This window comes from Pseudoalteromonas sp. BZB3, from assembly GCF_040104455.1.
GTDB lineage: Bacteria > Pseudomonadota > Gammaproteobacteria > Enterobacterales > Alteromonadaceae > Pseudoalteromonas.
Genome location: NZ_JBECOS010000016.1, coordinates 1 through 20,081 on the forward strand (window position 1 = coordinate 1; position 20,081 = coordinate 20,081).

The 20,081-nt window shown below is 42.0% G+C and carries 16 protein-coding genes; 9 read left to right on the plus strand and 7 right to left on the minus strand.

Annotated features, from left to right (window positions below):
• Nucleotides 1-161 precede the first annotated feature (161 nt).
• On the minus strand, nt 162-557 hold the full coding sequence (locus ABMY35_RS17650) for a DUF2721 domain-containing protein (protein WP_138484149.1): 396 nt from the start codon (nt 555-557) through the stop codon (nt 162-164).
• A gap of 41 nt (nt 558-598) precedes the next feature.
• Between ABMY35_RS17650 and ABMY35_RS17655 the strand changes: the two genes are divergently transcribed.
• The 3 genes from ABMY35_RS17655 to tsaD are packed head-to-tail and all read left to right on the plus strand — an operon-like array spanning nt 599 to nt 2,548.
• Nucleotides 599-922 (plus strand): DUF2007 domain-containing protein, encoded by a 324-nt coding sequence (locus ABMY35_RS17655; RefSeq protein ID WP_349287408.1) that lies wholly within the window; start codon nt 599-601, stop codon nt 920-922.
• Nucleotides 915-1,505 carry a YjaG family protein gene (locus ABMY35_RS17660; protein ID WP_349287409.1) on the plus strand — a complete coding sequence of 197 codons (591 nt, stop codon included), beginning with the start codon at nt 915-917 and terminating at the stop codon, nt 1,503-1,505. The genes ABMY35_RS17655 and ABMY35_RS17660 overlap by 8 nt, the downstream gene beginning before the upstream one ends.
• A gap of 29 nt (nt 1,506-1,534) precedes the next feature.
• Complete coding sequence (tsaD, locus tag ABMY35_RS17665) at nt 1,535-2,548, plus strand: tRNA (adenosine(37)-N6)-threonylcarbamoyltransferase complex transferase subunit TsaD (protein WP_349287410.1); 1,014 nt, start codon at nt 1,535-1,537, stop codon at nt 2,546-2,548.
• 10 nt (nt 2,549-2,558) lie between these two features.
• Here tsaD and plsY read toward each other — a convergent pair whose 3' ends face one another.
• A complete protein-coding gene (gene plsY, locus ABMY35_RS17670) occupies nt 2,559-3,146 on the minus strand; it encodes a glycerol-3-phosphate 1-O-acyltransferase PlsY (protein WP_349287411.1) in 588 nt (195 codons plus the stop codon).
• A gap of 112 nt (nt 3,147-3,258) precedes the next feature.
• Here plsY and folB point away from each other — a divergent pair, with 112 nt between their 5' ends.
• From folB to ABMY35_RS17685, 3 genes are read left to right on the plus strand one after another with little or no spacing between them, the layout of a single operon-like run.
• Nucleotides 3,259-3,615 carry a dihydroneopterin aldolase gene (folB, locus tag ABMY35_RS17675; protein ID WP_349287412.1) on the plus strand — a complete coding sequence of 119 codons (357 nt, stop codon included), beginning with the start codon at nt 3,259-3,261 and terminating at the stop codon, nt 3,613-3,615.
• A 1-nt stretch (nt 3,616) separates the two neighbouring features.
• On the plus strand, nt 3,617-4,096 hold the full coding sequence (folK, locus tag ABMY35_RS17680; RefSeq protein WP_349287413.1) for a 2-amino-4-hydroxy-6-hydroxymethyldihydropteridine diphosphokinase: 480 nt from the start codon (nt 3,617-3,619) through the stop codon (nt 4,094-4,096).
• A 3-nt stretch (nt 4,097-4,099) separates the two neighbouring features.
• Nucleotides 4,100-4,906, plus strand: coding sequence for an undecaprenyl-diphosphate phosphatase (locus ABMY35_RS17685; RefSeq protein WP_349287414.1), 807 nt, complete (start codon nt 4,100-4,102; stop codon nt 4,904-4,906).
• Nucleotides 4,907-5,246: 340 nt separating this feature from the next.
• Here the strand turns inward: ABMY35_RS17685 and ABMY35_RS17690 are convergent, their stop codons facing one another.
• Nucleotides 5,247-8,150: a TonB-dependent receptor gene (locus tag ABMY35_RS17690; protein ID WP_349287415.1), complete on the minus strand. Its 2,904-nt coding sequence runs from the start codon at nt 8,148-8,150 to the stop codon at nt 5,247-5,249.
• A 449-nt stretch (nt 8,151-8,599) separates the two neighbouring features.
• Nucleotides 8,600-9,718 carry a tRNA nucleotidyltransferase gene (locus ABMY35_RS17695; RefSeq protein ID WP_349287416.1) on the minus strand — a complete coding sequence of 373 codons (1,119 nt, stop codon included), beginning with the start codon at nt 9,716-9,718 and terminating at the stop codon, nt 8,600-8,602.
• A 100-nt stretch (nt 9,719-9,818) separates the two neighbouring features.
• Between ABMY35_RS17695 and ABMY35_RS17700 the strand changes: the two genes are divergently transcribed.
• Complete coding sequence (locus tag ABMY35_RS17700; RefSeq protein ID WP_349287417.1) at nt 9,819-10,739, plus strand: AAA family ATPase; 921 nt, start codon at nt 9,819-9,821, stop codon at nt 10,737-10,739.
• Between the two features lie 11 nt (nt 10,740-10,750).
• Nucleotides 10,751-11,836 carry a general secretion pathway protein GspB gene (locus ABMY35_RS17705; protein WP_349287418.1) on the plus strand — a complete coding sequence of 362 codons (1,086 nt, stop codon included), beginning with the start codon at nt 10,751-10,753 and terminating at the stop codon, nt 11,834-11,836.
• A 113-nt stretch (nt 11,837-11,949) separates the two neighbouring features.
• On the opposite strand, the gene ABMY35_RS17710 is transcribed toward ABMY35_RS17705, so the two are convergent.
• Nucleotides 11,950-13,158: an HD-GYP domain-containing protein gene (locus ABMY35_RS17710; protein ID WP_349287419.1), complete on the minus strand. Its 1,209-nt coding sequence runs from the start codon at nt 13,156-13,158 to the stop codon at nt 11,950-11,952.
• A 138-nt stretch (nt 13,159-13,296) separates the two neighbouring features.
• Nucleotides 13,297-17,100 (minus strand): bifunctional proline dehydrogenase/L-glutamate gamma-semialdehyde dehydrogenase PutA, encoded by a 3,804-nt coding sequence (putA, locus tag ABMY35_RS17715; RefSeq protein ID WP_349287420.1) that lies wholly within the window; start codon nt 17,098-17,100, stop codon nt 13,297-13,299.
• A gap of 138 nt (nt 17,101-17,238) precedes the next feature.
• Between putA and ABMY35_RS17720 the strand changes: the two genes are divergently transcribed.
• Nucleotides 17,239-17,718, plus strand: coding sequence for a winged helix-turn-helix transcriptional regulator (locus ABMY35_RS17720; protein ID WP_058029014.1), 480 nt, complete (start codon nt 17,239-17,241; stop codon nt 17,716-17,718).
• Nucleotides 17,719-17,854: 136 nt separating this feature from the next.
• Here the strand turns inward: ABMY35_RS17720 and ABMY35_RS17725 are convergent, their stop codons facing one another.
• Complete coding sequence (locus ABMY35_RS17725) at nt 17,855-19,933, minus strand: hypothetical protein (protein ID WP_349287421.1); 2,079 nt, start codon at nt 19,931-19,933, stop codon at nt 17,855-17,857.
• Between the last annotated feature and the right edge of the window lie 148 nt (nt 19,934-20,081).

Consider the following 20,081-nt stretch of genomic DNA (forward strand, 5'->3'; position numbering starts at 1 on the left):
CTCAGCTTCTTTGATCATGCTAACAATTTGGGTTTCGGTAAACTTGCTTTTTCTCATCGTAAATTTTCCTATTTAAGTTAATGGAAAATTCTACTTATAAACTGTTTCATTTTTTGGGGGAGTTACACAGAGTGAGTATAGACAGGAAAAGTCGAGCTTGCTTAATCGGTGGGTTTTTTTTCTATATTTTGCAATTCTATTTCAATGGCATCACAAGAAATATGTATTTCGTAGAGTGAAATAATCAAAGATAAAGTCAAACAACACAAACTCACACCAAATAAGATAATGCCAGGCAATTGCTGCTCAATAAACAAACTAAACATAGAGAGTGTACAGAGTAAAAAAGAAAAAACGCCCCAGACCTGCATGGCACGAATTAACTTTATACGCTTTTTTAAATTGTCTATTTGTGCCAAAACAACGGGTCGATTGGTTTTTCCTTCTCGTGCATTGAGCTCTCTAATTAATTGCGCTAGCACTAAAAAGCGATTGGTATAAGCTAATAGTAATAATGAAATGGCAGGAAATAACAGTGCAGGTGTTGTAAGTGTCATTGCAGTCTTAACGTTTTAGGTCTTTTCAAAGAAAGTTTATTATGACAGATAATTCTTGGCAGTGGTGTGAAGTTTTTACCTCCGATAATGTGATTGAAGCCCATTTGGTAAAAGGGTTATTAAAGCAGGCAAATATAGATGTATTACTCAAAGGGGAGGCTTTACAAGGTGCGCTTGGAGAAATTCCTCTAGATCAGGCAAAAGTTTCTGTGTGGGTTTACAAGATAAAATTGCACCAAGCGCAGGAATTATTGGTAAACTATCAACAACAAGAAAAAGACACTGAATGGCAATGTCCAGAGTGTGACGAATTTAACGGGCCAGCGTTTCAAGCATGCTGGCAATGTGGAAAAGATTATGAGTAAAGCGAATAACTTTCAGCGAATTAGAGAGTTAAATTATTTACAAAAAGCCGTGCTGGCTGCTGCTGTGTTAGAACGTATGCTGCCTAACTACGAATTGTTCAGCGAGGCCACAGAATTTGGCGACGCCAGTACGTTACGCAGTGCGTTAAATGTGTGTTGGGAAAAAATCCTATTACCAAAAAGCAAGATTAGCTTAGAGAAACAAGTTGAGAAAATAGAACCGAATGTACCAGAATTAAACGATTATCCAATGTTTGGTACGTATCCGGCCATAGATGCTGCAACTGCTTTACTTGGTTTAATTCATGGTCTTATGGCCAAAGATGAGCATGAGTTTGTGAGCGTTGCGAAAATCTCGCAAGCAACGGTTGCGCGTTATGTCGAGCTATTAATCGAAAGCGAAGGACTAGAGCCTGAAAACAAACTGGTTCGTGAACACCCCTACATGCAGTATGAGATTGATGTGTTAAGTGAGTTAATTGAATTTGTAGAGAATATGGGTCGTATCAGCAGTGACAGTGTGAAAGCGCTTAAACAACAGGCTGTCGCTGATGGGCAAACTAATATCGGCATTGCAATTTAGCGTAAAGATTAAAAACTGGAGAATTATTGATGCGCATTTTAGGCATTGAATCATCTTGTGACGAGACGGGAATTGCAATTTACGATGATGAGCTGGGGTTACTAGCCCATAAACTTTACAGCCAAGTAAAAGTGCATGCGGACTACGGCGGTGTTGTACCAGAGCTGGCTTCTCGAGATCATGTCCGAAAAACCATTCCATTGATAGATGAAGCTTTTAAAGAAGCAGGTTGTGGCCCAGAAGACATTGATGGTGTTGCTTATACTGCAGGTCCTGGATTGGTTGGTGCTTTATTGGTCGGTACTTCAATTGGTCGCTCTTTGGCATTTGCATGGGATAAGCCTGCGGTTGCAGTGCACCATATGGAAGGCCATTTATTAGCGCCTATGCTTGAAGACGAGCAACCAGAGTTTCCATTTGTTGCTTTACTTGTCTCTGGCGGCCATACCATGATGGTGAAAGTGGTAGGCATAGGTGAATATGAAGTGCTAGGTGAGTCAGTTGATGATGCCGCAGGTGAGGCATTTGATAAGACTGCTAAATTATTAGGTTTAGACTATCCTGGCGGTCCGCTACTGGCAAAAATGGCCGAGCAGGGGACGCCCGGACGTTTTACTTTTCCGCGACCGATGACAGATAAACCAGGCTTAGATTTTAGTTTTAGTGGTTTAAAAACGGCAGCAGCCAACACCATTCGTAGCGAAGGTGATGACGAACAAACCAAAGCTGATATTGCTCATGCATTCCAAACTGCTGTAATCGATACACTAGCGATTAAGTGCAAACGCGCCCTCAAAGAAACGGGTATTAAACGTTTAGTCATTGCAGGCGGTGTGAGTGCAAACACTGAACTGCGCCAAAAGCTTGAGCGCATGATGCAAGGTATGAAAGGGCAGGTGTTTTATCCACGTACTGAGTTTTGTACTGATAATGGCGCGATGATTGCTTTTGCAGGTATGCAGAGATTAAAAGCTAAGCAATACGCAACGTTAGACATGAAAACTCAGCCGCGTTGGCCGATTGAAAGCTTACCAGCGCTATAAGATTTTAAAACTAAGTTTTCTTCTTACCTATTTTTGGCTCTTTCCCTTGAAGGAGCCTTTTTATATTGGCGCGATGACGAAAGATAATCAGCACAGTTAAAAAGCTCACTGGCACAGTATAAAGCGGTTTGATCAGCCAAGTATAAAACGGAGCCAGAGCAACGGTAACAATCGCGCCTAGCGATGAATATCGAGTGAGCCAAACCACAATGGCCCACGTTACAATCAACAGTCCACCTAAACTTAACCCAATAGGTAACAAAGCGCCAAACGCCGTCGCAACGGCCTTGCCTCCATTAAAGTGAAAGAACACTGGGTAGATGTGTCCAAGGCAAGCGGCGACAGCAATCGCGCCTAACCAGTTTGGCTCTACGCCTAAAAAGTATGCGCCCCAAACCGGTATTGTACCTTTCAAGATGTCGAAAGTGAGAACTAAAGCGGCGGGGAGTTTACCACCTAAACGAAGCACATTGGTCGCGCCCGGATTGTTTGAACCAGAAAAACGAGGGTCTGGTAACTTGAATAACTGACACACGAGCACTGCAGACGATACAGAGCCAATTAAATAGGCACATATGCAGATTAACGTAATTAACACAGGTTTCCTTATTTTGTCTTCAGCGTATTTCGGCTATCATTTCCCGATTCGAATGTAACTATATAAGTTACTAATCTATTTGTCACAGACAAAATACCAAAGTGGGGCGTGAATGGATAAGGTCTATATTTCTCAGCTACATGTTGAAACCATTATTGGCGTGTACGATTTTGAGAAAGAGAGTAAACAAAGTTTGTACTTTGATGTGGAAATGCTGACTGATATTCGAGCTGCGGCGCAGAGTGATGACATTAACTTAGCAGTAGATTACGCAAAAGTTAGCGAAGACATAATTACGCATGCCACAGCCAAACCAGTTGAGTTACTTGAAACCTTAGTTGAGCAACTCGCAGCGTTGATTTTAGAAAAATATAACGTCACACAAGTGACAATTAAGGTGAGTAAGCCTGCGGCAGTGCCTGCAGCGCAAACCGTTGGTGTTGAGATCACTCGAGTTAAAGACATCTAGTATGGCGCAGATTTTTATTAGCTTAGGCTCCAACGTAGACAGAGAGAAGCATTTACGTGCGGGCCTAAATGCCTTGATTTCTCAATTTCCTGAATATCAGCACTCTAGTGTATTTGAAAGTGAAGCTGTAGGTTTCAATGGCAATAACTTTTTTAATTCAGTCTTTGCGGCACAAACAGATATGCCGCTTGAGCAGGTGTGTGCTTTGCTTAAGCAAATCGAAACAGACAATGGTCGCACACCGTCAGATAAAAAATTTAGCCCACGTACGCTCGATCTAGACTTATTGTTTTATGATGATGTAATTTGTGACTCACCTGCACAATTACCTCGTGATGAAATAACCAAGAATGCCTTTGTTCTGCAGCCGCTCGCTGAGTTAGCCGCAGATTTTTATCATCCTGTTGCAGAGCAAACGATAGGTGAACTTTGGCAAAATTATAACAACCTAAACCAAAAGCTATGGAAAGTGGAGTTTTAATCCATGAGTATTATTGAAATTATTGTGTTGGCCCTTGTACAAGGTCTGACAGAGTTTTTACCTATTTCGAGTTCAGCACACTTAATTCTGCCGTCACAAGTATTGGGCTGGCAAGATCAAGGCACGGCCTTTGATGTTGCTGTTCACGTAGGTACATTGTTGGCGGTGATTATCTATTTCAGAAAAGAAGTCGTAGATATTTTAAGCGCGTGGTTTAACTCATTTGGTGCACAAGGCAAAAAAACGGATGACAGTCAGCTTGGTTGGTGGATCATTTTGGCAACCTTACCTTCATTGATTATTGGTTATTTATTAAAGGACTTCGTAGAAGTATATTCTCGTAATGCGTGGATCATAGCCACAACGACCATCGTATTTGGTTTATTACTTTGGTATGCCGATGCAAAAGCGAAGCAAATCAAAACCATTTATCAAATTAACTGGGTAATGGCGCTTTTGATTGGTTTGTCGCAAGTGGTTGCTATGTTATTCCCGGGCACGTCTCGTTCTGGTATCACTATGACAACGGGTCTATTACTTGGCTTGAATAAGCAAAGTGCTGCGCGTTTTTCTTTCTTAATGTCTATTCCGGTTATCGCAGCAGCGGGGTCATACTACATCTACAAGCTTTCGACAGGCGATGAACTGATTGATTGGAACGCGATTATTTTAGGTGCGGTGTTATCGTTTATCGCGGCTTATGCGTGTATTTACTTTTTCTTAAAAGTGATTGAGAAGATGGGCATGTTCCCATTTGTTGTTTACCGTTTGCTTTTAGGTCTAGGGCTATTTGCTTTCTTAATGTGGTAAACGTTATTTAAGTTTTTTAGCATGACTAAAATGACAGCGCTTCGGCGCTGTTTTTTTATGTCTTAAATAAAATAGCAAATAATCTCTTGAGAGACGAGAGACGAGAGACGAGAGACGAGAGACGAGAGACGAGAGACGAGAGACGAGAGACGAGAGACGAGAGACGAGAGACGAGAGACGAGAGACGAGAGATGAGAGACAAGAGGCAAATATCCTCAATTTTCATTAGCTCTAGTAATAATAGCTTGGCTTTAAAATTTTCATGCTCAGGTGTCAGTCAGTTTGAAGCAATAAAAAACGCCTCCGAAGAGGCGTTTTGAAATACTAACTTCTAATTAGATTAGAAAGTGTATTTAGCACCGATTGATAGACGGCGACCTTTTACATCAAAGAATTCACCATCATCATAAGTGAACGGGTTACGTGGTGGTTCGCGGTCTAGTAGGTTGTTAATACCTACACGTAACTGTAACTCATCCATTAGGTACGTCTTGTACATGAAATCAAACGTCGTGTAAGACGGGATATTGTTATAGTTGTTGTCTTCTGCAGTCCAGTCGTTGTCATTTACTGTTGAATGACGGTAGTTTGCCGTTAACACGTAAGATGAATCATCTTGAGAGTAAACAGCACTTAAACGGCCTTTCCAGCGTGGAGACGCAGTTTCACCAACGTAGTTACGGAAGTCTTCTTCACGGCCAGTTGAGTTTTGGTTGTCATCAATCAGGTACGTTGCAGTTAACTTAAGAGCTAGGCTACCGTTGAATACGTCTGTACGGTAAGCTGACTCAAAGTCCATGCCCGTTTTTGTTAGTTGTGCAGCATTGATTGGACGTGTGTAGAAGTGAGTAATATCACCCGTCTTCTCGTCACGCTCAAAGTTGCCACAGAATGGGTTATCTAAAGAAGATGACTCATAACATAGTGCAACACTGTTACGACCGAAATATTCAATCGCTCCATCAACTTCAAACGACCAGTAGTCCATAGTAAAGTCTAAGCCTTCAATAAATGAAGGCGTGTAAATCACACCAATTGTGTAGTCGTTTGATACTTCATTTTCAAGGTTTTGGTTACCTTGTATATAACCAGGTAGACTACCGCCACCGATCCACTCGTCAGTCGGCATCCAACCAGCAGCTAGGCCATCTGCTTGACAGTTCTTGATAACATTGTCTTTGTACTTGCTACCAGAACTTGCAATTGAGTCAGCACGACATACGTCCGCACGACCTGAGCTAAACGTTTTTGAGTTTGGTGTGAATAAATCACCTAGGTTTGGCGCACGTACTGATTTAGAACGGTTTAAACGTACACGTAAATCGTCTGTAACACCCCAGTTAAGCGCTAGTTTCCACGCGTTATCAGAACCCGTTACAGAGTAATCCATGTATCGGAATGCAGTTTCTAGTGTTAGATCAGTCGCTAGGAAAGCATCTTCAAGAAGTGGGATTGAGATTTCAGCTGACAGTTCATCAACTTCAATTTCTCCGTCCATCGGAAGGCTAGAGTTACCAAAGATCAGGCCTTTTTCCATGTTTTCTGATGGAGTCGTTGTTGCTGATTCACGACGGTGCTCCGCTGTGAATGCCGCAGCTACGTAACCCGCTGGAAGCTCATATAAAGAACCATCTACAGTTAATGCAAATACAACTTGATCGTGCTTAGCAAAACGGCTTGCCGTCGTTGCGATATAATCTTGCTGTGCCGCTGTAGCAGATGTTGCACCCATAGTATTGAACGGTGTACAACCTTCAATAGCACCAACCACATTGCCTTCAGCATCGCGATCTGCACATACGATCTGACCGTTATACTCTACAGCATCAATCGCGTTTGCAAGGTTTTGTGTTAGTACTTCACCAGTCCAAAGCGTATCTTGCTCGATACGACCAAACTGAACATAAGTGCTGTAACCCCAGTCATCAGTTAAGTAACCTTCAGCGCCAAAAGAAGTACGGAATACTTCACGCTCTTGGTTGTACATACGGTCACCCCAAAGGTGCTCGTTTGCTTGACGAAGCGTTACAGAAGTAAGCTCATTGTCGTCCATTAGTTTCGCCATATCATCTTTGATGAATGCGTTGTCGCGACGAATTGTATGACGGAAGAAAGCAGGCGAACTCTCAGTTGTTGAATCGGTGTTTGAATAAGTGAAGTCAAATGTCAAAGCGTGCTCATCATCTAGCTGATAAGTACCGTAAGCTGACGCAATTACACGCTCAAGTGGAGTCTGGAAGTAAGACTTGTAGCCATGGCTAAAGATGCCATCACCCATGTTGTTTGCATCAATAAAGTAACGATTTGCATCACGGCCAACACCTGGGTTAGGTACCATACCTAAGCCATTATCGAATGCACGGATGTTGCCGTTTTCATCAAACGTGTAGTGGTGGTTTAAGTAACCATCAGTAGTGAATGCGTTTTTCGTGAAGAAATCACCACCTTCAGAGTAATACGCAAGTGCAGTTGGCTGGCCAAGAATAACACGACCAGGAATGTTGTCTTCACCATTTGTATTTGCTGGGTTGCCATATGAGTTTACTGGATTTGCGAAGAAATCACGGCTCAGTTTCGTGTAGCTTTCGTTTTCTGTGTAGTTTAAAGATGCGATGAAAGACAATTTATCTGCTTCCATACCACCTGTGATTGAGAAGAAATTCGACTCGGCACCGCTTTGCTCTGGACGAACTGTTGAAACGTCAACTTCGATACCGTCCATAGATTTTTTAGTAATGATGTTCACAACACCAGCAACAGCATCTGCACCATAAACAGCTGCAGCACCACCAGTTGCAATTTCAATACGCTCAATCATTGATGTAGGGATGTTGTTTAAGTCAACAGCAGTGTCACCTACTGAGCCTGGTACGAAGCGGCGACCGTTAACAAGCACTAAAGTACGCTCTGAACCTAAACCTCGAAGGTCAGTGGTATTTAAACCAGAAGCAAAGATCAAGTTAGTTGTAGTTTCAGGGGTAAGGCCTGCAGTTGCTTGAGGCATTTCTGCAAGTAGGTCGTTTACGTTAGTAATACCTTGGTTTTCTAGTTCAACACCACCGATCACAGTAACCGGAGTTGGAGACGTTAGGTTAAAACGCTTAATTTTAGAACCAGTAACCTGAATGCGCTCTACTTTTTGCGCTTCAGTATCTGTATTTGCTACCGCAACAGTGCCTGCTGCAGTACCTGCTAGTACAGCAGCCTGAATGCTTGCTGTTAATAGGTTTAACTTCTTCAACATATAACCTTTCTCTATTTGTTTTGAATCTCACATGCGTTGCATGTGCCATAGGTCAGGTACTGTTTTTAGCATAAGTAATTGTTACTTAATTCTTTGCCCTGTTTGTGTTAAATGTTCCCTTTTTGTGAATTGTGTATTTATTTTGGGTTTTAATTGTTTTTGTTATTTAATTACAGCAGTTTAGGGCTTGTGTTTTTGTAATCTTAAATTTACAGGTGAGGGTTGCTGTTTGGTTTGTTAACGTTTGTTTTAACTCCTTGTTAGTGTGTGCAAACTTTCGTTAAAGATACTGCTTTTTTAGTGTTCGTAAATGTAACTTTGTTGTTCTTGTTAATGTTAATTGGGCTGTTTCAATAATGAGCATTTAAGAAAAAAAATAAAAAATAATGGGAGCTTTAGAGATGTTGAATAAAAAAACACCTCTAAATGTATGTAAAAAGAGCGAGCTGTTAACTGAGTGTTTTTTCTATTGCAGCAATTCGAGCTGTTTGTAATCCCAGTTTAATCGCTGCACCGTGATATCCTAATGAGATGACCTGTTGTGCAGTAACAGTTTGAGATGCCATCGCACAATTTTGTAGCGTTTGTGCAATATCTTGCTGACACTGTGTATATTTTAGTATCTCTAGTAACAAGTTAAAACGCTCTGGGCGACGCCAAAGATCTATAAGGTTAAAGAACTTTAAAATATTTTCAGGACTTAAGTCTTTTTCATTTAAAAAGTTATTTAATAACTTAAAGTCTCTCAAGCTGTTTGCAAAAGTGCTGGGGATCTTTAACGTCTGTTCTATATGTTTAAGGTCATCAGGTGAGCTGGTTTCAAGACATAAACAAAAATGACAAACTTGCAGTGTGTCAGAATCAATGAGAATCTCTCTTGTGGCTACAAATTGATTAGCACTTGTTATTTTTTGGGTTTCTAAGTTGGACCAGCTTGGCAGAATAGGAAGGACATCAGCTAAAGCATTAATGCCATTTATTACTTCTAAGAATAAATGAAGGGTGTTGGTTTTTAGACATTTTTCTATCTCTAACCAGATACGCTCTTTGGTTAATGTTTTAAGTTCACCACTGGCAACCATATCTTTCATAAGCAAAAGCGTTTCAGGCGCAATGGTAAAGCCTAAATGATGGTAACGCGCAGCAAATCGCGCAACGCGTAAAATGCGGAGTGGGTCTTCACTAAAGGCTGGGCCAATATGCCTAAGTAAGCGGCTTTTTATATCTGCTTGGCCCTGGTATGGGTCAATCAGCTGTCCATTTTCATCTTGTGCAATGGCGTTGATGGTTAAATCACGGCGGTATAAGTCTTCTTCTAAAGTAACTGTTGGGTCAAAGTCACATATAAAGCCGGTATAACCTTGACCGTTTTTACGCTCTTTGCGTGCTAGGGCATATTCGTCTTTACTTTGTGGGTGTAAAAATACAGGGAAATCTTTCCCAACCTGTTTATAGCCCAAAGACTGCATTTCTTCAGGGGTGCTACCGACGACGACATAATCGTGTTCTACAACTGGGTAATTTAAAAGCGCGTCACGAACAGCGCCTCCAACTAAATAAACTTTCATGTGTATTCCAATGTTTCAACGGGTGCACTTGGTTTCAAGGTTTTATCTTGCGCACTTTTTTGCCATTATAGGGCCTATCATAACAATAAAGAGTTTTATCGTGTATTTAAGCTATTTTGGGTTGAAAGAGAAGCCGTTCTCAATTGCGCCTAATCCTGAGTATTTATATATGAGTGAGCGCCACAAAGAGGCGCTGTTACACTTAAATTATGGATTAGGTGACACAGGTGGGTTTGTATTACTGACGGGTGAAGTTGGAACTGGTAAAACCACCATTACGCGTTCAATGCTGAAATCATTACCTGAAAATACCGAAGTAGCTTTTGTATTAAACCCTGCGCTTTCTGAACTAGAACTACTAGCAAGTATCTGTGATGAGTTAACAATATCGTATGATCCAGAAACCGCGACTCTTAAAAGCTTAACTGACGCCTTAAAAGCGCGATTTACAGAGAATTATAAAGCGGGCGGTCACACTTTACTTGTGATTGATGAAGCACAGCATTTATCACCGAGTGTGCTTGAGCAACTGCGTTTATTGACCAACCTTGAAACAGACGATAAAAAGTTGGTGCAAATAGCGCTGATTGGTCAGCCAGAATTGCAAACCCTACTACAGCGTAATGAGCTGAGGCAATTAGCTCAGCGTATTACTTCTCGATATCATTTACTGGCACTGACAGAATCTCAAGTGTTTGCGTATATTCAGCATCGCCTGCAAACCGCGGGCTGTGATACTGCTTTATTTAGCCATGAAGCTGTATCGCATATTTATAAACGTACTCAGGGGATCCCGCGTTTAATCAATCTGCTGGCAGACAGATGTTTGCTTGGTGCTTTTTCTGCGCAGAAAAGAGTTATAGATAAAGCGGTTGTTGAACAGGCTGCAAAAGAAGCCCTACCTATGGTCAGCGTAAATAGTGAAACAGCTTCTGAAAGTAAGCTGAAGAAGTTTGCGCCTGTCTTGTCTCTTATTGTAGCAAGCTATATTGTTGGTTTTGCTGCTGCTTATATTTTTTAAGAAGTTCAATTATGTCTATTATTGATGCCGCATTTAAACAATCACAAACCGCAAACAATACTGAGCAAGCGCACTTAGCTTATCAACAAACAAAACAATTGGCTTTTTATAGAAAGCTATCGATTGGTCTTGCGGGTGTTGGTTTGAGTGTCACTTTTGCATTGGCTGGTTTTTACAGCGGCCAATACCTTCAGAGTCAATCTCAATCAATTGCCACCTTACAAAACCAGCAAGAGCAAGTTGAAGAGGTAACTGAAACATTAGCGCAGCAAGACAATGTATCGCGCTTGCAGCCAACTCAGGCTAAACCGACTTCAGAAACTTCTATTAATCAAGGGGCTGTACAATCCGGTGAGCAATATCAATGGATGTCAGTGCAAGTTGGGGTAAACGAGCAAGGGGCACCTATTTTTAAACAGCAATTGGTACCGCTTTCGGCTGTTGCTCAGGTCAATACTGTGCCAGCTGAGTCTTCTGTTGTCAGCAATACCGCTTTACCAGAACAACCGGAAGAAGACTTAAGCCAATATCGTGTATTAGGGAAACCACTGGATGATACGCAGTTGAATAGCCAAGTAGGTACTTCTTTACAAACGACACCATCGCAAGAAGATCTAAGCCAGTATCGCGTATTAGGAAAGCCACTAGAGTCCGAGCCTGAGATACAAACAGAGTTGTTAAATAACTATGACTCTCAGAGCAATACAGAGAATCAAATACCAGAAAACGCAGTTGAAGAAGCAACTGATGAGGCTGCGGAAAGGTTAAAAGCGGCATTTGAGCTTGCGGTTGCAGAAACGGCAGATAAAGATTTTACTGAGGCAGAGCCAGCTGAAACTACGCCAGAAAAAGAGCGCTTATCTATTGAATTTCTACCTGCAAAAACACAGGCTGCAATAGGAAAGTTGACGTATCAAGCTCATATTTATGCCACCTCAGAGCACAAGCGTTGGATAAAAATCAATGGCGTTGAACTGTACGAGGGAGACAAAATTAATGGTATGCGGTTACTGGAAATCGCGCCAGAGGCAAGTGTTTTTAGATTCCAAGGGTATGACTTTGCAGTGAAAGCCATGCAAGATTGGCAGCCTTATTAATAACCCTCGCTCGTAATTTAGATATAAATTAAAGCCTAAATCACTTATGTTGTTTAGGCTTTTTTATGTCAGCGCCTATTAAGGCATGCGGAGGCGAATTTAATGAAAGCACGTTATGGTAAAACTGAGTGCTTGAAAAACTTAATCAGATCTAAACCAAACTCTTCAGGTTTTATTGCCGCTTCTAATTCATCCGCACAGCGTTTTTCTGCCAAATCTATGTCTTTGATAGCGATGTGATACATTGATTTTGCACTGTAAAATACTTTAACAATAGGCTTTAAGGGCTGCTCTGGATTTGAGCTTGCAACCATGCCTATTCTTTGAGACTTCAACTTAACCAAAGAGCCAACAGGGTACACCCCAATACAGTTGATGAATTCATTAAGGAGCTTTTCGTCAAAGTGGTGTGGACTGCTTTCTCTGAGCATTTTAAAAGCTTGAATTGGCGTAAGCGCTTTTTTATAGACCCGTTCAGCCGTTAATGCATCAAATACATCAACAATAGAGGCCATTCTGACATAATCTGATATTTCACCATTACTTAAGCCTTGCGGGTAACCTGAACCGTCAAGTCTTTCATGGTGGAACCCTGCTACTTCACAACTTATTTTAGATAAGCCTGCTTCAGTGACAATCTCATAACTGAATTGGGCATGTTGTTTCATTTGCTCGAATTCGCTGTCACTGAGTTTACCTGGCTTGTTGAGGACCGCATCATCGACTTTTATTTTACCGATATCATGGAGTAAAGCGCCGGTAGCGAGCTGTTCGATAATCTCTCTATCTAAACGTAAATGTTTAGCAAAAATAGTGATGAGTGTGGCAACATTAATAGAGTGTTCGAGTAGATAAGCGTCTTTTTGTTTGATCATGGCAATGCAAGATAGAGCATCTTGATTGCGAAAAATTGAATCTATAAAGCTCGTTGCTACCTCTTTAAAAGCGTCGACATCAATGGGGTTACCCGCTTTTAAATCTGCAAAGGCTTTGGCTTGAAGTGATTTGGCTTCTTCAACAAGTTTCATGGCCTGATTTATTTCAGCGCTAATGGCAGTAGATTTATGCCAAGGGTCCTTTTCTTGCTCAGGCGCATTTTGAATATCAGAGTCAGGCGCAGTAATACCATGTTTGTTATTGCTCAAGTCGAGCATTTTATCAGGGTCAACTTCAACTCTTAAAATACCCGCAGAAGCGAGTTTGTTAATACTAGTTTGTGTCTTAACCCAGCCTTGCGTTTTGACTTGTACACTGCCAGTTTGCTCTAACACACTGACGACAAACATACCGGGTTGTAACTCTTCTATGCTTATGCTCTTCACAGTACTTTCTTTTTTAGTGCCAGTTATTTAAGCCTAGCAAAAGATACCTAAAAAAACAGTTGAAGGAGATCATGAAAATTAAAAAAGCCTGTACTTAATTAAAAGTACAGGCTTTTCAAAGTCAAAGAGTAAAATAGATTATTCGTCGTCTTCAACTAATGTCATTAGTGACGTGTTACCACCAGATGCCGTAGTGTCGATACTAATGGTCTTTTCTGTTACTAGACGGTTAAGCAGCGTGTCGTAGTACTCAGCACTGATCACAGGCAAGATAGCGCCCTTACGTGCAGCTAGTTGCGTACTGAAGTAACCTTTACGTGCACAGCCACTACCAACTACTGCCGCAGCAAGGTGATCATGAGCCAATACCGCAGGGAGTTGATTAAGCTTAGCAACCTGCATAACGCCTTCAGCTACGCCGCAGCTGATTAACTTATCTCTGAAAGCTAATGCTTCTTCGTGGAATAAATCAGAAACTACAGTGATCACTGTATTACCAGCAGCTAGAGAAGTAATGATAGACATTACCCAGAAGTTGAATGAGGTGTCTTTATCAGCAAAACATACAACACAGCCACGCGGCTCGTAACGAATCGTATTTGATTCACCTGTAGGACCAGGCAACTGTACAACCTTGCTTAAGCGCTTTTCAAGACGAATGATCTGCTCACGAGCATCAGCTAAGGTGTGCGCTAGGTCATCAGCAAGTTGATCCATAATTTCAACATTAGCAAGTTTCGCTAATAACTGACGTACCACAGATACGCGGTTATTTAGCGGCATTGCACGCCATGCTTTTTCATCACGTATTGAGTTTTGCATTAGCTGGCTAACTTGCTCTTGCGCACCTTGGAATGCCTGAAGCGCTTCAGTATCAACTGCAACGTTAGTAGATTGACGGTTATCTGGTGTCTTATTCTCTTTTACTAGGCGAGATAAGTAGTTAGGCCCACCGGCTTTAGGACCAGTACCAGAAAGACCACGTCCACCGAACGGCTGAACACCTACTACCGCACCGATCATGTTACGGTTGATGTAAACGTTACCTGCGCGTGATTGCTTAGCTAGGTAGTTTGCACGCTCTTCAATACGCGAATGAATACCCATAGTTAAGCCAAAGCCTGTGCTGTTTACTTGGTCGATGACTTTATCGATTTCAGTGCCCTTAAAGCGGATCACGTGTACACACGGGCCGAATACTTCTTTCTTAAGTACAGATAGGTCTTTGATCTCATATAAACGAGGTGCAAAGAAGAAATGACCAGTGTCACTCATATCAGGTAATGGACACTCAAAATGCAGTGTTGCATTGCCTTTTAAGTACTCTACGTGTTCAGTAAGTGCGCTATGCGCTTTTTGGTCGATTACCGGGCCAACATCCGTTGAAAGGTAAGCTGGATCACCAACATGAAGCTCTTTCATTGCACCTTTGATCATACTGATCACTTTGTCTGCGATTTCTTCTTGTACAAATAGTACACGAAGAGCAGAACAACGCTGACCTGCTGACTGGAAGCCAGAAGAGATCACATCGTCAACAACTTGCTCAGGCAGCGCCGTTGAATCAACGATCATACAGTTTTGACCACCGGTTTCAGCAATCAGAGGTACTTGGTCGCCACCGCGCTCAGCAAGGGTTTGTGAAATGCGTGTACCCGTTTCAGTAGAACCTGTGAACATAACGGCTTGAATACGCTCGTCAGGAACAATCACCTGACCAACTTTGCTACCGCGTGCGATAACAGGCTGAACTACGTTTTCAGGTAAACCAACTTGCTTCATTAGGTCAATAGTGCGAAGTGCAACCAGTGATGTCTGCTCTGCAGGCTTTGCAATAACTGTGTTACCTGTCACGATTGCCGCTGCAACTTGGCCTAAGAAAATCGCCAGTGGGAAGTTCCAAGGGCTGATACATAAAATCACTCCACGTGGAGAGAAACGCTCATCTAGCGCAAGTTCTTCAGCTTTTGCTGCGTAGTATCGACAGAAATCAACCGCTTCACGTACTTCGTCGATACCATCTTGTGCAACTTTACCAGCTTCTTTGATACATAGTGCGATTAGCTCATCACGGTGATCTTCTAAGATATCACCTGTGCGACGAAGAATATCAGCGCGCTCGTTGATTGGTACCTTTGACCAAGCTTCGAATGCTTGTTCAGCGTTCGTTACTAGTTGCTTCATTTCAGTTTCGTCTTGGTGACGAATTGAACCAAGTACTTCATCGTGGTTTGCAGGGTTGATTACGGCTTCATGACCTTCAGGTACATCGTTGTGCGTAATTAAGTTTTTCTCTACCCAAGCATTCAAATTGTCACGCATTGGCGTGATGTGGTTAATGTTGGTTAAGTCTAAGCCTTTAGAGTTGTTACGCTCTGCACCAAACATGTCGATAGGCATCGTAATTTGCGTATTGCGCTTGTTGCGTAGGCGCTGAATTTTTTCTACCGGATCTTCTAACAGGCTTTCAACCGGCTTGCTCTCATCAACAATCGCATTAACGAATGAAGAGTTTGCACCGTTTTCTAATAGACGACGAACTAGGTAAGCAAGTAGGTCTTCGTGCTGACCTACTGGCGCGTATACACGACACTGTACTTTGTCTTCGGTGACAACTTGGTTGTATAGTGAGTCACCCATGCCATGTAGACACTGGAATTCGAAGTTGTTGTATTCGCCGTTTGCTAGCTCAAGGATTGTCGCTGCAGAGTATGCGTTGTGCGTTGCGAACTGAGGGAAGATCACATCACGTGCGTTCATTAGTTTAATCGCACAGGCTTTGTAAGATACGTCTGTGCTCGCTTTACGTGTGAATACCGGGAAACCTTCAAGGCCATCAGCTTGAGTTAGTTTTACTTCAGTATCCCAGTAAGCGCCTTTAACAAGACGAACCATCATCTTACGGCCTACGCGACGACATAGGGCTTCTAACCAGTCAACAACCCAGATAGCACGTTTTTGGTATGCTTGCATTGCAAGACCGAAGCCGTTCCAGTCACCTAATGCTTCATCAGAGAATACCGCTTCGATGATGTCTAAAGAAATATCTAAACGGTCTGCTTCTTCTGCATCAACAGTGAAGTTGATGTCATATTGTTTTGCTGCAAGTGCAAGCTCTTTTAGTTTAGGAACTAGCTCTTCCATTACGCGTTCACGATGTGTGAATTCATAACGAGGGTGAATCGCAGAAAGCTTTACAGAAATACCAGGGCTCTTGATTGGACCACGGCCATTAGCTGCTTTACCAATGACATGAATTGCTGTCATGTAGCTGTTAAAGTAACGGTCAGCGTCGGCCATGGTGCGCGCACCTTCACCTAGCATGTCATAAGAATAGGCATAGCCTTGTGCTTCTTTTTCTTTCGCACGTTCAAGAGCTGCTTCAATAGTGGTGCCCATTACAAACTGCTGACCCATAATCTTCATTGCATATTGCACAGATTTGCGGATAGCTGGCTCGCCAATGCGACCCATAGTGCGTTTTAGTAGACCAAACTGTTCTTCTTTTGATTTGTCTGCATAGTCAACCATCTTGCCAGTAAGCAATAAGCCCCAGCTTGATGCATTAACAAATAGAGAGTCACTGTTACCTAAGTGAGCGCTCCAGTCACCTTGACTTAGCTTGTCACGAATTAGTTCGTCTTGTGTTTCTTTGTCTGGCACACGAAGCAAAGCTTCTGCTAAACACATTAACACCACGCCCTCTTCAGAAGATAAAGAGTACTCTTCTAATAGCGCATCAACACCGCCTTTACCTTTTTGGTCTCTACGAATGTTTAATACCATTTGACGCGCGCGCTCCCAAGCACGGCTTCGAGCAGAAACACCAACTTCTGCTAAAGGCAAAATCTGATCGATGACTTGTTCTTCGTCGATGCGATAAAAGTCTCTGATCTTTTGACGGATCGGACACTGGGTCGTTAAGTCGCCTTTAAATAGCATAATGTGAACCCTCTAAAATTATTAGGTGATAGAATTTTTGTGCATTGTATACAAATCGCAGCAGAATATGCTGGTTTAATTTGGCGATTTACGGTAATTTACGGCTCAAATTCTAAATAATTCAGCATAAAATTCTGTATGACAACTTCAATCAAAACACGTGTGCTTGATCGCATTGATTTAGCTATTTTAGACGCTTTACACAAAAACGGCAGAATTTCGAATGTAAATCTCGCTAAGGCAGTAAACTTAAGCCCTAGCCCGTGTTTAGATAGGGTAAAAAAGCTTGAAAGTGAAGGGTATATAGAAGGGTATAGTGCCCGATTAAACCCTGAAAAATTAGGGCAGCATTTGGTGGCCCACGTAGAAATACGTCTAAAAAGCTCTACTGAATCGGTTTTTGAAACCTTCAAACAGCATATTATTCGGATCCCTCATGTAGTGAGCTGTGACATGGTTGCCGGTGGCTTTGATTATTTAGTGAAAATTCGAGTACCTGATATGACGGTTTATCGTGAAGTGCTAGGGCAAATTGTAGAGATTCCAGGCGTTGGTACAAATCATACTTATATGGTGATTGAGCATGTAAAACCAGATTTAGGGGTAGGCGTGCTGTAAGGGAAGGAGTGTCTTTACTAGGTTTAATTTATTAAAAGCTTGTAATACATTCATGTACCTATAAGCTTATACTCGCTTACTCGACAAATAAAAAAGCCGTGCATAGCACGGCTTTAAGTTCAGTTTACTTTATAAATTAAGAACCACCAGTACCAGTTACTGGTTTCTCTGTAGCTACACAGTTAGCAACAGGGATTTCTAGTGCAACTTCAGTAGCGCTTGCAGTGAATGAAACCGCTTCTGTTAGTGCATTGTTGGCAGTCGTGTTTGCAGCACGTGCAGTGTAATCGCCAGCAACTAGGTTATTGTATACAGCCTTACCGTCATTTCCTGTACGAATTGAACCTACACGAGAACCGTCTTGGAATAAATAAACAGTTGTAGCAGATGCTGCGCGACCTTGTTGATCTGCGCCTTCAACATTACAAACAAGTTCAGTTTTGAATGGTTGTGCAAATGTTTCTACAGGCTCGTCGTTAACAAGAACAACTGTCTTGCCATCTAGCTCACAAACATCATCAAGTTTTAGGCGTGTTGCAGTGCCGTCAACTGGGTTATTTTCATCACCCTTCACACCATCAATGATGTTTGCACCATTTTCTAGGAACTGTAAGAACACAGGGAATGAAGGTGGGTTAAGAATTGTTGATTTGTCGAAGAAGAACGAGTCACGAGCACGTTTTAGCTTACGATAACCGTTAGTTTGAGACTCAACTAGTAGAGAGAACGGTGTGCTGTTTTGTACTTCATTTTCGCCACCGTATACGATATCAAATTCAACGCGGCCGTTAGTACCACATTGACCACGGTTAGGCTCACGCCAGTTGAAGAAATCAAGGTTCCAGTAAGATAAGTGAGTTACTTGTACTGCAACGTTGAAAATACTGTCATTACCTTCAACTTTTTGGGCTACACCGTAGCTTTCAAAGCTCCACTGAGCTTCATCTGCGTCATAACTCCAAACTGGGATAATATCGCCTTCTTTAACTGTACGTGAAGCAACAGTACCGCCTTCAACAGTTACACAAGCACCTTTTCTGAAGTATGCAGAGTCAGTTGCTTTGGTTGAGTCAGTAGCAAAATTTCTAACTGTTTCTTGGTCAAGGTCAGTTGTACCATAGTTCATTGGACAAGCATTCGCAGTGTTTGCGTCTACAGTCATTTTCACTTCGATACTGTTTTCCTTACCATCAGTTTCACCAAAGTTCTTAACTTTGTTACCTTCAGCATCTGTTAATTCGATAGCAACGAAGCCTGCTGTAGTGAATGCACCGGCTTGAGGAGCTTCAGTTGCGTCAGTTGCATCGCTAGCAGGTACTGCTACTTCTAGGTCTAAACCACCTGGGAAAACGTCAAGCGTTGAGCTTTCGCGAGCTTGAGAAGCTGCATCACCATTGTTGTTTGCTTCTGTTGCTGTACTTGCTTCATTATTGAAGTAAGCAACTGTTAATTCAGGCGCACCTGTTAATGGCTTCAGTTCACCTTCTGAATCACGGTAAAGCATCTGGCTACCACTAGGGATAACAACTTCAACACCACCTTTGTCGTCTTTTTCCGTAGCAGCTTCGATTTCTTTTGTCAGTGTAATTGGTTGAGGGTCACCGTTTTCATCTGTTACTGTAATAGCACCAGTTTCTTCATCAAACGCTAGTGTTTCGCCTTCTTTTACTAATTCTTCAACTGCTTTTGATTCAGCTGCAACTTTCACAGGAGTGTCTGCAGAAGAAGTTCTAGGAACTAATCTTACTGTTGCAGATTCGTCAGTATTGTCTGATGAAAGAGTAAACGTTGTACTGTTATTGATGAAGCCATCCGCAATGAAGTTAACAGTAACTGTAACTTCTTCTGAAACGTCAGCAACTGCTGCAGAGAAAATACCAGTACCGGCATTAAGTGTTAACTCTTCAGCTGCAAGCTCGCTACCATCTAAAGATACAACTTTATCAGCACCTTTAGTTATTCTTACCGTTACAGGTGCTTCAGCCGTACCAAGTGCTGCACCACTTAAATCTTCAACTGAAACAGTGAAAGCAGCTGCTTGTTTTTCAGCAACCGCACCATCAGGAAGCTCACCAACTACAATCGTATCTGGCTCTTCTGGTACTGGTGGTTTGATATCAATGTTGTTGTCATTGTCACTGAAGCAGCCTGCTAGGCCTAGAGTAACACCCATTGCAAGGGCAAGTTTGGTTAGATTAAACTTTTTGTTTCCCATGATTTTTACCTTTTCCTTTAATTTCAAGTAAACTGAGAGTGCACTAATTATGTTGCAGATATAAGATAACCTTGCCCCGCAATGCAAATTAGTAAGTAGAGAATAATAGCTCATTATTTATTCGTCAAGCTGCTGAATGATACTTTAT

Bases quoted from the DNA above. Each gene is read 5' to 3' on its own strand.
- ABMY35_RS17650 (WP_138484149.1), bottom strand. From the start codon at position 557: ATGACACTTACAACACCTGCACTGTTATTTCCTGCCATTTCATTATTA.
- ABMY35_RS17655 (WP_349287408.1), top strand. From the start codon at position 599: ATGACAGATAATTCTTGGCAGTGGTGTGAAGTTTTTACCTCCGATAAT.
- ABMY35_RS17660 (WP_349287409.1), top strand. From the start codon at position 915: ATGAGTAAAGCGAATAACTTTCAGCGAATTAGAGAGTTAAATTATTTA.
- tsaD (WP_349287410.1), top strand. From the start codon at position 1,535: ATGCGCATTTTAGGCATTGAATCATCTTGTGACGAGACGGGAATTGCA.
- folB (WP_349287412.1), top strand. From the start codon at position 3,259: ATGGATAAGGTCTATATTTCTCAGCTACATGTTGAAACCATTATTGGC.
- folK (WP_349287413.1), top strand. From the start codon at position 3,617: ATGGCGCAGATTTTTATTAGCTTAGGCTCCAACGTAGACAGAGAGAAG.
- ABMY35_RS17685 (WP_349287414.1), top strand. From the start codon at position 4,100: ATGAGTATTATTGAAATTATTGTGTTGGCCCTTGTACAAGGTCTGACA.
- ABMY35_RS17690 (WP_349287415.1), bottom strand. From the start codon at position 8,150: ATGTTGAAGAAGTTAAACCTATTAACAGCAAGCATTCAGGCTGCTGTA.
- ABMY35_RS17695 (WP_349287416.1), bottom strand. From the start codon at position 9,718: ATGAAAGTTTATTTAGTTGGAGGCGCTGTTCGTGACGCGCTTTTAAAT.
- ABMY35_RS17705 (WP_349287418.1), top strand. From the start codon at position 10,751: ATGTCTATTATTGATGCCGCATTTAAACAATCACAAACCGCAAACAAT.
- putA (WP_349287420.1), bottom strand. From the start codon at position 17,100: ATGCTATTTAAAGGCGACTTAACGACCCAGTGTCCGATCCGTCAAAAG.
- ABMY35_RS17720 (WP_058029014.1), top strand. From the start codon at position 17,239: ATGACAACTTCAATCAAAACACGTGTGCTTGATCGCATTGATTTAGCT.
- ABMY35_RS17725 (WP_349287421.1), bottom strand. From the start codon at position 19,933: ATGGGAAACAAAAAGTTTAATCTAACCAAACTTGCCCTTGCAATGGGT.